Source organism: Actinopolyspora sp. BKK2 (assembly GCF_011291845.1).
Taxonomy (GTDB): Bacteria; Actinomycetota; Actinomycetes; order Mycobacteriales; family Pseudonocardiaceae; genus Actinopolyspora; species Actinopolyspora saharensis.
The window spans coordinates 60,254-73,480 of the sequence record NZ_JAANTE010000001.1 but is presented as its reverse complement, the minus strand read 5'-3'; the positions used below and the strand labels follow the sequence as shown (position 1 = coordinate 73,480).

General features: G+C 70.1%; 10 protein-coding genes and 1 pseudogene. 2 read left to right on the top strand and 9 right to left on the bottom strand.

Annotated features, from left to right (window positions below; all coding sequences use genetic code 11):
- Positions 1-6: 6 nt before the first annotated feature.
- The 7 genes and pseudogenes from shc to G9Q41_RS00305 form a co-directional block, all read right to left on the bottom strand.
- Entirely contained in the window at positions 7-1,872 is a 1,866-nt protein-coding gene (gene shc / locus G9Q41_RS00330; RefSeq protein WP_165631739.1) for a squalene--hopene cyclase, read from the bottom strand.
- 146 nt (positions 1,873-2,018) lie between these two features.
- The gene (locus tag G9Q41_RS00325) at positions 2,019-3,029 is read right to left on the bottom strand and encodes a polyprenyl synthetase family protein (protein WP_165631639.1); all 1,011 of its coding nucleotides are present in this window, start codon (positions 3,027-3,029) and stop codon (positions 2,019-2,021) included.
- 3 nt (positions 3,030-3,032) lie between these two features.
- A complete protein-coding gene (gene hpnE / locus G9Q41_RS00320) occupies positions 3,033-4,391 on the bottom strand; it encodes a hydroxysqualene dehydroxylase HpnE (protein WP_165631640.1) in 1,359 nt (452 codons plus the stop codon).
- Positions 4,388-5,299, bottom strand: a complete 912-nt coding sequence (hpnD, locus tag G9Q41_RS22500) for a presqualene diphosphate synthase HpnD (protein WP_347567454.1) — start codon at positions 5,297-5,299, stop codon at positions 4,388-4,390. The genes hpnE and hpnD overlap by 4 nt, the downstream gene beginning before the upstream one ends.
- A gap of 3 nt (positions 5,300-5,302) precedes the next feature.
- A pseudogene (hpnC, locus tag G9Q41_RS22495) lies at positions 5,303-6,157 on the bottom strand (squalene synthase HpnC); the annotation flags it as partial.
- Between the two features lie 156 nt (positions 6,158-6,313).
- Positions 6,314-7,129, bottom strand: a complete 816-nt coding sequence (locus G9Q41_RS00310; protein WP_165631641.1) for a PRC-barrel domain-containing protein — start codon at positions 7,127-7,129, stop codon at positions 6,314-6,316.
- Positions 7,130-7,146: 17 nt separating this feature from the next.
- The gene (locus G9Q41_RS00305; RefSeq protein ID WP_242686993.1) at positions 7,147-8,031 is read right to left on the bottom strand and encodes a hypothetical protein; all 885 of its coding nucleotides are present in this window, start codon (positions 8,029-8,031) and stop codon (positions 7,147-7,149) included.
- 217 nt (positions 8,032-8,248) lie between these two features.
- Between G9Q41_RS00305 and G9Q41_RS00300 the strand changes: the two genes are divergently transcribed.
- Both G9Q41_RS00300 and G9Q41_RS00295 read left to right on the top strand, forming a co-directional pair.
- Complete coding sequence (locus G9Q41_RS00300) at positions 8,249-10,066, top strand: transketolase (RefSeq protein WP_165631642.1); 1,818 nt, start codon at positions 8,249-8,251, stop codon at positions 10,064-10,066.
- A 142-nt stretch (positions 10,067-10,208) separates the two neighbouring features.
- Positions 10,209-12,671: a Tex family protein gene (locus G9Q41_RS00295; RefSeq protein ID WP_207630437.1), complete on the top strand. Its 2,463-nt coding sequence runs from the start codon at positions 10,209-10,211 to the stop codon at positions 12,669-12,671.
- Here the strand turns inward: G9Q41_RS00295 and G9Q41_RS00290 are convergent.
- Entirely contained in the window at positions 12,653-12,955 is a 303-nt protein-coding gene (locus tag G9Q41_RS00290; RefSeq protein WP_092521734.1) for a hypothetical protein, read from the bottom strand. The genes G9Q41_RS00295 and G9Q41_RS00290 overlap by 19 nt on opposite strands.
- Entirely contained in the window at positions 12,952-13,194 is a 243-nt protein-coding gene (locus G9Q41_RS00285) for a non-oxidative hydroxyarylic acid decarboxylases subunit D (RefSeq protein WP_165631644.1), read from the bottom strand. Before G9Q41_RS00285 ends, G9Q41_RS00290 begins: the two co-directional genes overlap by 4 nt.
- Between the last annotated feature and the right edge of the window lie 33 nt (positions 13,195-13,227).

The window sequence follows — 13,227 nt, the reverse complement described above, 5'->3', positions numbered from 1 at the left end:
ACGCACCTACTCCCCTCGAACCGCCCGCCGGTAGCGGCCGAGCGCGGCGAGCGGGAAAACCTGCCGGTAGAGGTGGTAGTTGATGTAGAAGTCACCGGGAAAACCCGTTCCCGTGAACTGCGGCTCCGACCAGTACCCACCCGGCTGCTGGGTCTCGACCAGGAAACCGACCCCTCCGCGCACCGCCCGCGTGTCGTGACGCCCCACGGCGAGCAGGGCGAACAGCGCCCAGGCCGTCTGCGAGGCCGTCGAATCGCCCCGGCCTATCCACGCCGGATCGTCGTAGGAGCGCAGGTCCTCGCCCCAGCCGCCGTCCTGGTTCTGGTGCTCCTCCAACCAACGCACCGCACGCCGCAGCGCGGGGTGCTCCGGGGGGATCCCGGCCCGCACCAGAGCGGGGACCGCCGCTCCGGTCCCGTAGATGTGGTTGACGCCCCACCGCCCGTACCACGAGCCGTCGTCCTCCTGGTTCTCCAGCAACCAGCGCACCCCGTCGCGCACGACCGGGTCGTCGCTGTCGCCGGTCTCGACCAGCGCTTCCACGACGTGGGCGGTCACGTCGGCGGAGGGCGGGTCGATCACGGCCCCGAAGTCGCAGAACGGCAGCTTGTTGACCAGCCACCGGGTGTTGTCCGCGTCGAAGGCCGCCCAGCCCCCGTCCTTGGAGCGCATGCCACGCAGCCAGCGGCGCCCCCTGGACACCGCCGAAGCGACCCGGTCCTGTTCGGCGTATCCGGTGCGGTTGAACGCCAGCAGCACCTCGGCGGTGTCGTCGATGTCGGGGTAGCCGTCGTTCTCGAACTCGAACGCCCAACCGCCTCCTCCGGGCAGCGCGGGGCGGCGCACGGCCCAGTCGCCCCGGACCATGATCTCCTCGCCGCGGACGTACTCGAGCGCGCGGTGCATAGCGGGGTGCTCCCCCGAGAGCCCGGCGTCGTGGAGGGCCTGAATCCCCAGGACCGTGTCCCACACCGGGGACTGGCACGCCTCCATCCTGCGCATCCGCCCCTGCGCGGTGTCCTCCCGGATCAGGAACCCCTCCAGGCCGGTGATCGCCGTGCGCAGCACCGGGTGGTCCAGCGGGTACCCCAGCAGGTTCAGGGCGAGGATCGAGTACACCCACGGGGGCTGGATGCCGCCCCAGCAGCCGTCCGCCTCCTGGCGGGCGACGATCCACTCGGCGGCCCGGCGCATCGCCTGCCTGCGCAGGGGGCGGATCGGGTGACGGCCGTAGCCGTGCAGCACCCGGTCGAGCTTGTCGAACACGGTGTCCCAGGCGGAGCCGTCGGCGCCCTGCCGCAGCCGCCCGACCGGGCCTCCCGTGCGCAGTTCCTCGGTCCGCACCCCGAGCTCACGCTGCGGCCGCAGCGTGCTCACCACCGTCAGCGGAACGATGGTCTGACGAGCCCAGCACCCCCAGTCGGCCAGGTTCAGCGGGAACCAGCTCGGCAGGAAGACGATCTCGGGGGGCATCGCGGGGAGCTCGTCCCAGGACCACTGGCCGAACATGGCCAACCACATCCGGGTGAAAACCCGGGTGCGCTCGATGCCGCCCTGGCGCAGGATCCAGTCGCGGGCACTGGCCATGTGCTCCTCGGCGACGTCGTCACCGGCGAGCTTCAGCGCCACGTAGGCCTCGACGGTCACCGAGAGATCACCGGGGCCGCCGTGGAAGGTGCCCCACGTTCCGTCGGAGCGCTGCTGGGAGCGTATCCAGCGCGCGCTCTCGGCCGCCTCCTCCGCCGTGAGGATCCCGAGAAAGCGCCGAAGCATCATGTCCTCGGCGTCCATCGTCACGTTGGTCTGCAGCTCCCCCTTCCACCAGCCGTGCTCGTGCTGGCGGGAGAGCAGGTGGTCGCGGGCGGCCTCCATGGCGGTGAGCCAATCCGGCTCCCCGCCCTCCCACCGCGCGTCCCCCCGGTCCACCAGCACGGTGCGCGGCTGCTCTCCCGCAGCGGGAGACGCCTCCGTCCCGTGTGCGGCGGGATCGGCGGCCTCGGTTCGACGCAGGGATCCGGTCACTGATTCCTCCGGAGAACGAAATCGGCGAGTTCGGTCAGTCCTTCGGTCACGCCTTCGCACTCGGCGCGGTGCAGCTGGCGGCGCGCTGCGGTCAACCTGCGTTCCGTCTCGGCCCTGGTCCAGTCCTCGGACCCGGAACGGCGCAGCAGCTCGGCCGCCTGCTCCAGCTGCGTCTCGGTGAGGGGCTCCGACTGCTCGTAAAGCTCGCGCAGCCGCTGCCCCGCGTCCGTGCCGGAGTTGAGCGCGTGGACCACAGGCACGGATTTCTTGCGGGCCCGCAGGTCGGAGAGCACGGGCTTGCCGGTCTCCTCCGGATCTCCCCAGAGGCCGAGCAGATCGTCGACGAGTTGGAAAGCCATTCCCAGCTCGAAGCCGAAAGCGTGCAGCCTTTCCACCGTGTGCTCCGAAGCCCCGGCCAGCAGAGCTCCGATGGAGCACGAGCAGGCGATCAGCGCGGCCGTCTTGCCCGCGATCATGCGCTGGCACTCCTCGATGCCGACGTCGAGGCGCTGCTCGAAGTCCAGGTCCGCCGCCTGGCCCGCGATGAGGCTGCGCACTGTTCCCGCGAGGTCGCGGGCCGCTCGCAGCGCTCGCGGGGACTCCTCCTCCAGCACCACGTCGTTGGCCAGCCCCAGCAGCGCGTCCCCGGCCAGCAGGGCCGTGGAGCGCCCGAAAACGCTCCACGCGGTGGGGCGGTGCCTGCGGGAGAGGTCGCCGTCCATCAGATCGTCGTGCAGCAACGAGAAGTTGTGCACCAGTTCGACGGCGGTCGCACCGGCCAGCGCGTCCTCCTCCGTCCCGTTCCCCGCGCGTGCGGAGAGCAGGACCAGGGCAGGACGCAGCGCCTTGCCCGAGCGCTCCTCCGGAGTTCCGTCGGCGGCCGTCCAACCGAAGTGGTACTCGCTGACCCGTCGGGTGTCCGGGTCCAGCCGACCGATGGCCCGCCGCAGGTGCGGGTCGACCATCTCCCTGGCTCCGACCAGGACCGAGGGAACCGTCGCGGTCATGCGTCACCTCCACGCCACGCTGCGCTGGCTGTCGATGGCCCGGCTCACTACCCGGGCCGCCGTGTTCCCACTGCGCACAGCCCCCTCGAGGGTGTCGGGCCAGCCGGTGTCGGTCCACGCTCCCGCCAGCACCAGACCCGGTCGTCCCGTCCGTCCCGAAGGGCGCAGTCGTCGGGTTCCGGGTTCCGGCAGGAAGGTCGCGGCGGGTTCACGGGTGATGAAGAAGTCCAGCACCCCGGCTTCACGTGCTGCCGGGAACAAGCTTTCCATCGCGGGCAGGTACTCGGCACGCAACCGCGCCGAGCGCGTGTCGACTCGATCGTGTGCCGCCGACAGCGAGACCACCAGGTACTGTCCGCTCGCGGCGTTGGCCACCGCGGTGCGGTCGAACAACCACTGCACCGGCGAGTCGAGCGCGGCCGCCATGGGCAGTCTCGTGACCGGACGGTCGAAGTGGACGTGCACGTTGATGATCGGGGCACGCGACAGACCGCTCCAGTCCGGCTGCTCGGGGGTGCGTCGTTGTTCCAGCAGCTTTCCCGCCGCCGCGTTGGGCACGGCGAGCACCACGGCGTCGGCGGTGATCTCCTGGTTCCGCTCCCCTTCCCCGGTCCGAACGCGGTAGTCACCGAGTTCGCCGCTGACTTCGAGGACCTTGCTGCGCGGAAACAGCCGCACCCCCGCCTCGAGCAGCTTCTCCCTGGCGGGATCGCCGTGCACCTCGCTCAGCGGTCGTTCGATGGTTCCGATGTCGCCACCGGCGGCGGTGTCCAGCATTCCGGTTCGGAACACCTTGACGGCCAGGGCCAGGGAGGCGTTCTCCGGTGTCGCGTTGAGCGCGGCCGTGCAGAACAGCTCCCACAGCGCTGTCACGGCCCGGCGCGGCTCCCCGCGGGAACGAAGCCAGGAGGCGAAGTCGGTCCGGTCCAGGCTCGGGTCGTCCGGGTCCAGCTTCCGCAGCGCCAGCGCCGTGCGCGCGGCGGCGAACCGTTCGCGCGGGGACAGCGCCTTGTGGCCGATCAGAGCGGGCAGCAAGTGGGCCGGGGCGGGTAGTCTGCTCCGCCGCAGCGTCCAGCTCTCCCCCGCCGGGGTGACCACGGGAACGTGGAAGCGCGGTTGGATCCGCACCTTGTCCAGCGTCCCCAGTCGACGCAGCAGGGCCGTGTAGTCCGAGTAGCAGCGCAGGAAAACGTGCTGTCCGGTGTCGACGGTCAGCTCCCCCCGGCGGAAGGAGTAGGTGGCTCCGCCCAGCCGTGCGCGCGCTTCCAGCAGGGTGACGTCGAATCCCGCGTCACGACAGCCCAGTGCCGCCGAGATTCCCGCCAGACCACCCCCGACGACGACCACTCGTCCAGGGCTCATGAGGACATCCCCGCGAAGGAGCGGGCTGCGACCACGGCCTTCTGCCAACCGGACAGGCCGGTCCGCCCACGCATCACCAGAGTCGGATCGGCGGTGATGCGCCGCAGCAGTTCGTGGTAGATCCCGGCCATCGCGGCACAACAGGCTCGGCTTCGATGATCGAGCATCGGCAACAACCGGAGTCCTTCCCCGTACCAGCGTTCGGCCCGTTGGCTCTGGAAGCGAACCAGTTCGGCCACCTTCGACGCGTCGTCCGTGAACATTCCCCGCGAGTCCAGCTCGAGCGTCACCCCGAAACGACGCAGATCCTCCTGCGGCAGGTAGATCCGCCCGCGACGGCGGTCCTCCAGCAGGTCGCGCAGGATGTTGGTCAGCTGCAGAGCCACTCCCAGCGCGTCCGCGCGCTCGGCTGCCACTCCGGTGACCGGTTGACCGAACACGCCCAGGGAGAGCCTGCCGATCGACCCGGCCACGCACCTGCAGTAGTGCGCGAGCTGCTCGAAGGTCTCGTACTCGTTTCCGCGCACGTCCGCTTCGCAGCCGTCCACGAGCTCGTGGAAGGCCTCCAGCGGGATCGGGAGCCCGCGCGCGGCGTCGGCCAGTGCCACCAGCATCGGGTCCTTGGAGTCCCGGTGGACCTCCCGCAGCTTCGTTCGCGTGTGCTCGAGCCGCTCGAGCTTGCGCTCGGTCGACAACGTCCCGTCACCGATGTCGTCGACCCTGCGCGCGAAGGCGTACACGGCTGACAGGGCCTTGCGCTTGCCCGCGGGAAGCAGCCGGATCCCGTAGGAGAAGTTGCGGGCCTGCGTTCTGGTGATCTGCTCGCAGTACTCGTAGGCGCTCGCGGTCCGGTCGTGCTCGCCCCTGCTCTCCGGGGCCAACGACAGCCGGGCCCATTCGCCCAGCATCCGCAGCCGGCCGGGGCGGATGCGCACCGCGAGCGGGTCGTGGCCTGCGGGGCGAAACGCTCGCGCGGTGGCCAGCCCGCCCGCCACGTAGCCGGCCACGGCCAACCGCGCCAGCCCGGAGAGTCGCGCGACCAGCGGTTGCCCGGCGCGAAGCATCCCGACCGCTCGGTCCACCTCGAACCAGACGAGTCCGCGTAATTCGCTTGAGGCCGCGGAAGTGGCGAGTTCGGATTCGCGGCACCCGAACTCGTGCAGGTCCTCGGTCGGCAGGTAGATCCTGTCCTGCTGGTAGTCCTCGGCGACGTCCTGCGAGTGTTCGAGTATCTGCAGTGCGGAGCAGATCCGGTCGGAGAGTTCCGTCAGTTCCGGGTCCGCCCTGCCGAAGATGTAGAGCACGAGCTCGCCCACCGGATTGGCCGCGTACTTGCAGTAATCCAGCAGCTCCTCGAAAGTCTCGTAACGCCGCACGTACTGGTCCCGCCGATTGGCGGTTATCAACCGGGCGGGAACCTCGCGGGGAATACCGCACTCGTGCACCGTGGGCGCGAAGGCCCGGAGCAGCGGGAGGCGCGGACTGCCGTCGTAGACGCGGCCCAGATCGGAGTCCAACAGGTCCAGCAGACCTTCCCGAGGGCCGCACGCCTCGTCTCCGGCGTAGTCGACGAGCCGGGCGAAACCGTACACCGCCATCAGGTGCTGTCGGATCCGGTACGGCAGCACCCGGGCCGCGACCGTGAAGTTCTCCGACTGGGCACGCGCCAACACGTCACCCGTTTCGGGGAGTTGGCCGGGCAACACCACCTCGAACGATCGTGCAGGCTGTCGAGCGGGGCGGGCACGGTCCGGTAGCGCAGCCATGTCCACCTCCTACCCCGCACAGTTGTTGAGGGCGTCCATTGTCGACAGCGTAGATCGCTGATGGACATGACGCAGGCCTACTGGCTTCATCCGATTAGGTGACGCACGGTGTCGACACCAACACTCGGAGCAGTGGAACGACCCCGGAAGGAGCAATCAGTCCCTGACCGATCGCACGCTCAGCCGCCCCAACGCGAAGGAGGCCAGTGCCGTGACCAGCGCTCCCACCGCGAAGAAGAAACCGAGCTGGGCCCATACCCACATGCTCGGCGAGCCGAGCGGGGAACCGATAGCGGTGGCAACCCCCTCGGTCCCCCACAGCCGGCTCAGGCTGGGGCCGACCAACAGCCACGCCCCTCCCAGCAGCGCGAGAGAACCTCCCATGGCGGCGAGGAAGCGGTTACCTGCCGGGCCCATCACGAGCCCGCCCAGCAGGATCGCCACCCCGGGCAGCACGCACAGCCACAACCGATCGGCCGTGAAGACCCAGGGCTGTCCCGAACCGAACCCGTAACCGAAGTACGGACCCACGAAGGGAACCAGCGCCGTCCAGACTCCCAGCAACACAAGCAACGATCCGCTCACCGCGCCGCGGGTGCGCGGCACGGCAACGATGGACCCGCGCGCGGTGTTCGGAGCTCCCGAGTAGTGCTCGGTCAGCCTTCCCTCGAACTCGGGCCGCAGTTCGGGCTCGGTCGAGGCCGTGGGAGCGGAGCGGACCTGACGCTTGCTCGCACTGACGCGCACGGCGTTCTCTCCGGGGTTCGCGTCGTGCAGCGGAACGAAGCGCTGCTTGTTCCGGCCCGCTCGAACCACCCCCCAGGTCGGCGACCCCGAGTCCGGGGCCAAGTAGACCTGTTCCAGGGTCCCGATCCGCGAACCGCCCCGGTCGACGACGGTCCTACCGGACAGGTCCTCCGATCCCGAGCGCCCTCCTTCGGAGCGCTCGGGACCGTGGGGTGCGGTGGACATTCCCACCACCTCCACACTCACGTAGCACGATAGGAACCGCCACCGCTCTCACCGGTGCTCCCGCCGGAGCCCTCGGCTCCACCGGAACTCCACCGCTGCTCCCCCTCGGGGGCTCCCTGCGGCTCCGGGGTGGTGCTGCCCGCACCGCGCATCGTCCAGCTCTGCCCCGATTCCTCGGTCCCCGTCGCCTCCGGGCCCGCGCTCGCGTGCTGCCCGCCGCGGACGGTCTGCCGGTAGCTGGAATTAATCATGTCGGCGGCGGCCTCGCGCCCGCCCAGTCCGAACGCGATGGCCGAACCGAGAGCGATGGCCCCCACCAGCGCCACATAAGTCACGGTGACGATCACCGGGGCGATGCGCAGCTGCGTGAGGATCATGAAAACGCCGATGGCCATCACCAGGGTCGGGGCCGCCGTCCGGGCCATCCGCCCCACAGGGGTGTCGCCCATCGTGCGGTCCACCAGTGTTCCGACCGCCCCGGCCACCGCCGCGGCGAGCAGGAAGATGGCCAGCGCGGCCAGCACGCGGGGGAGGTAGCCCAGCACCGCGTTCATGAATCCGGTCAGCGCGGGAATGCCGAGCGTGCCGATCGCCGAGGACAGCACGAACAGCATGACCACAGCGAAAACGACCGTGCCGATCAGCCTCGCCGGACTGCCCTGCGGGCTGAGGCTTTCCACGTAGCGAGCTCCCTGGCCGGATCGGGACATCCGGTCGTCCAGCCTCAGCTTGCGCAGCACGCGGGTGACGACCGCCCGGAGAATCCTGGCGATCAGGTAGCCGATCACCAGCACGAGCAACGCGCCGATCAGCTGCGGCAGGTAGCCGACCAGCTGGGTGAAGCCGCTCTGCAGACTGTCCAACACGTTGAACCCGGTTCCTTGCGCGAGGATCATATCCATGGCGCGCCTCCTACTGCCGGCATCGTGTGCAGCCGATTGGAACCCCGCACCGCGGAACGCGCAAATGCAAACAGTTCCCACTTCCGCGCAGCAGCTCCCACGCCCTCCCCGAGCTCACCGCGCGCTCTGCGCAGGGCCTTCGGACGACACCCACTCGTGGGTGCCACAACGGGTTTTGCCGCCTCCTCGTGCGGGAAACCCCGCGACTGTGGAACGAATGGAATTCAGGCACGAACTCGCCCAACAGCTACGCGTGGACTCGATCAGGTCCTCCGCCGCCGCGGGATCCGGGCACCCGACCTCGTCGATGTCGGCCGCCGACCTGATGGCGGCGCTGCTGGACGGCCATCTGCGATTGGACTTCGCCCACCCGGACAACCCGGAAAACGACCACCTGATCTTTTCCAAGGGACACGCCTCCCCGCTGCTCTACGCCTGCTTCAAGGCCGCCGGGGCCATCGAGGACGCGGAGATGATGACCTTCCGCGAATTCGGCAGCAGGATGGAGGGCCACCCCACCCCCGTGCTGCCGTGGGTGGACGTGGCCACCGGCTCCCTCGGGCAGGGACTTCCCATAGGCGTGGGCCTGGGAATGGCCATCAGCGCGCTGGACAACCTCGACAACCGGGTGTGGGTGTTGTGCGGCGACAGCGAGATGGCCGAAGGCTCGATCTGGGAAGCGTTCGAACACGCCGCCCACTACCGGCTGGACAACGTGACCGCGCTCATCGACGTCAACCGCCTCGGGCAGACCGGGGAAACCATGCACGGTTGGGAGCTGAGCGCCTACTCGGCCAGGGCGCGCGCCATCGGTTGGCACGCCATCGAGGTGGACGGGCACGATCCCTCCGCGATCGAGGAGGCGTTCAACGAGGCCGAGTCCACCACGGGACGTCCGACGGCCATCGTGGCCCGCACGCTCAAGGGCAAGGGCGTGAGCGAGGTCGAGGACCGCACCGGTAAGCACGGCAAGCCGCTCGAGGACTCGGAGGCGGCCATCTCCGAGCTCGGCGGGTACCGCGACCTCGACGTCAAGGTCTCCGCTCCCGAGGGCGGCAAGCGGCCGCGGAGCTTCGACAGCGCAGCGACCGAGCTCCCGAGCTACGAGCTCGGCTCCTCCGTGGCCACCCGCAAGGCCTACGGTCAAGGCCTGCGCGCTCTGGGCACCCGGCGCGGTGACGTGGTCGCCATGGACGGCGAGGTGTCCAACTCCACCCACTCGGAGCAGTTCCGCGAGGGTCACCCCGAGCGCTACTTCGAGATGTACATCGCCGAGCAGCAGATGCTGGCGACCGCGGTGGGGATGCAGGTGCGGGGCTGGACGCCGTTCTCCTCCACCTTCGCCGCGTTCCTGACCCGCGCCTACGACTTCATCAGGATGGCGGCCGTCAGCCGGGCCGACCTGTGCCTGATGGGCTCGCACGCCGGGGTCGCGATCGGCGAGGACGGCCCCTCCCAGATGGCGCTGGAGGACCTGGCCGCCATGCGCGCGGTGCACGGCAGCACCGTGCTGTACCCGTGCGACGGGAACCAGGCGGCTCAACTGCTGGAGCCGATGGCCGACCGGAGCGGGATCTGCTACATGCGCACCAGTCGCGGTGCCTCCCCCGTGATCTACGGGCCCGAGGAGCAGTTCCCCGTCGGGGGGTCCAAGACGGTCCGCGACGGGGACCACGTGACGCTCGTCGGCGCGGGCGTGACCCTCCACGAGGCGCTGGCCGCCGCCGACCGGCTCGCCGAGGAGGGCATCCGGGCGCGGGTCGTCGACCTCTACTCGATCAAACCGATCGACTCGGAGACGTTGCGCTCCGCGGCGAACCAGACGGCCGGGCTGATCACGGTCGAGGACCACTGGCCCGAAGGGGGCCTCGGGGACGCGGTGCTGGCCGCGCTCGCCGACACCGGAACGACCGCCCCGGTGCGCAAGCTCGCCGTGTCGGTCATGCCCGGTTCCGGCAAACCGGCCGAACTGCTCGGACAGGCCGGGATCGACGCCACGGCCATCGCCGAAGCCGCCCGCGGGCTCGTACGTTGAGCCACCTCGCCTAGAGCGCGGTGACCCGGCTCGATCGACCTGGCGGTCCCCTCCGCGGCGGTGCCGGCTGCTCGGCCCCTGCTCCGGCACCCGGCACCGCCGCGCCACGCCGAGATCGCCCTGGCCCACCAGGACGGCGACAATGGGCGAGAATGCCCTCGCAACAAGGGCCAGCAGGTCGGTCGAAAGGCTGAACAGGAACGTGACGACGTCGATTCACCAAAGGATCGCCGAGGAGCTCGGTGCACGCGCGGAACAGGTGGCAGCTGCCGTGCAGCTGCTCGACGACGGGGCCACGGTCCCCTTCGTCGCCCGGTACCGCAAGGAGGTCACCGGCGCGCTCGACGACACACAGCTGCGCACGCTGGAGCAGCGACTGCGTTACCTGCGCGAGCTGGAGCAGCGGCGCACCACGATCCTCGAGGAGATCCGCAAGCAGGGCAAGCTCGACGACGAGCTGCACGCCCGGATCTCCGCCGCCGACTCCAAGGCGCGGCTGGAGGATCTGTACCTGCCGTTCAAACCCAAGCGCCGCACCAAGGCGCAGGTGGCGCGGGAAGCGGGGCTGGAGCCGCTCGCCGACGCGCTGCTCACCGACCCGCAGCAGGAACCGCAGACCGTGGCCGCGGACTACGTCGACTCCGAGAACGGGATCGCCGACGCCAACGCCGCGCTGACCGGGGCCCGTTCGATCCTGGTCGAGCGGTTCGCCGAGGACGGCGACCTGATCGGCGAGCTGCGCGAGCGGGCCTGGGGACGCGGGCTGCTCTCCTCCAAGGTCCGGGAGGGCGCCGAGAACAGCGGGGCGAAGTTCGCGGACTACTTCGATTTCGCCGAACCCCTGCGCACACTTCCCTCCCACCGGGTGCTGGCGCTGTTCCGCGGGGAGAAGGAGGAGATCCTCGAGCTGTCCCTGGACCCGGATCCGGAGCACGATCCCGCGCAGGGCCCCGGTGACTACGAAGCGGCCATCGCTGCCAGGTTCGGCATCAGCGACGCGGGACGTCCGGCCGATGCCTGGCTGCGCGAGACGGTTCGCTGGGCCTGGCGCACCCGGATCATGGTCCACATCGACCTCGACCTGCGCGGCAGGCTGCGCCAGCAGGCCGAGGACGAGGCGGTCCGGATCTTCGCGGGCAATCTCCGCGACCTGCTGCTGGCCGCTCCGGCAGGTCCACGTCCCACGATCGGGCTGGATCCCGGCTACCGCACCGGTGTGAAGGTCGCGGTGGTGGACGGGACCGGCAAGCTGGTGGAAACGGCCACCATCCACCCGCACGAGCCGCAGCGGCGCTGGGACGAAGCCGTGACGACCCTGCAGCGGCTGGTCGATCAGCACCAGGCCCGGCTCATCGCCGTCGGCAACGGGACCGCTTCCAGGGAGACCGACGAGCTGGCGGCGCAAGTGGTGGCCTCCCGCGAGAACACGACCAAGGTGTCGGTCTCCGAGTCCGGGGCCTCGGTCTACTCCGCCTCGGCCTACGCCTCCAGGGAGCTTCCCGAGGTGGACGTCTCGCTGCGCGGGGCCGCCTCGATCGCCCGCAGGCTCCAGGACCCGCTGGCCGAGCTGGTCAAGATCGAGCCGAAGTCCATCGGTGTGGGCCAGTACCAGCACGACGTGTCCGAGTCGAAGCTCTCGCAGTCCTTGGACGCCGTGGTCGAGGACTGCGTCAACGCGGTCGGCGTGGACGTCAACACCGCATCGGCCCCGCTGCTGACCAGGGTTTCCGGGATCAACGCCGGGCTGGCCGAGAACATCGTCGGGCACCGCGAGGCGCACGGCCCCTTCAGTTCCAGGCAGGGGCTCAAGCAGGTGTCCCGGCTGGGGCCGAAGGCGTTCGAGCAGTGCGCGGGCTTCCTGCGCATCACCAACGGGGACGACCCGCTGGACTCCTCCAGCGTCCACCCGGAGAGCTATCCCGTGGTGCACCGCATCGTCGATTCCACCGGCGGATCGCTGACCGAGATCATCGGCAACACGCGGCTGCTGCGCGGGCTGCGCCCCGCCGATTTCGCGGACGACTCCTTCGGGCTCCCCACGGTCACCGACATCATCTCCGAGCTGGAAAAGCCCGGCCGCGACCCGCGCCCCGAGTTCCGCACCGCCCGGTTCGCGGAAGGGGTGCACTCGCTGAACGACTTGAAGCCGGGCATGGTGCTGGAGGGCGCGGTCACCAACGTGGCCGCCTTCGGAGCCTTCGTCGACGTGGGGGTGCACCAGGACGGCCTGGTCCACGTCTCGGCCATGTCGAAGTCCTTCGTCGAGGATCCGCGCGAGGTCGCCAAACCCGGTGACGTGGTGCGCGTCAAGGTCCGGGAGGTGGACGTGGAGCGCAAGCGCATCTCCCTGACCATGCGGCTGGAGGACGAGGTCACCGCCGGAGGCGGCGACAACGGCGCGAGCTCCGACGGCGATTCGGCCTCCGGTCGGGGATCACGTCCGCGCCGGGAGAACGGCAACGGCGCAGGCGGTGGGACCGGCAAGAACGGCAGGAGCGGAAAGGGCGGCAAGCAGGGCAAGCAGCGGGACGGCAAGCCCGCGGGGGGCCGGCAGGGCGCCCTGGCAGACGCCCTGCGGCGCGCGGGTTACGACGCGGGGTCCTGACCACCGGCCGCCTGGCCGGGGCGGAACCCGTAACCGCTGATCCTGGTGAACGGCCACTGGTGCACCGGACGAGCGAGCAGCTCTCCGGGAGGGTCGGCGAGCTCTTCCGGTGCACCGTCGAAGTGGGCGAGCACGACCACCCGGTCCTGCCCCCCGCGGTAGACGGCCGCGTCGCGGCACGAGCCGTGCTCGCTCATCTCGGCCAGGGTGCTGTCCGCCCACGCGAGCAGTTCCTCCTGCCTGCCTTCCGCGGCGCGGGCCTCCCACATGAGGGCCTCCGTCACGACGTCACCCCCTTCGCATCGGCGCGCAGCTCCGGTATCGCGGGCACTTGCGAGGCGTTGTCGATGTCGGCCCTGCTCATCCGGAACCGCTCGGGGTAGGCCTGCCTGGTGCTGCGCCGCGCCGGTTCACTGGTGCGCCAGGTGTACAGGCACAGGTCGCAGCGCAGCACCTTCCACGCCCCGGGCACGGGCGAGGTCGCGAGTTCGCTGATGTTCTCGTCGGCACAACGTGGGCACATCGTGTGCTGCCTCCGGTTTCCTCGTTCGGTGTG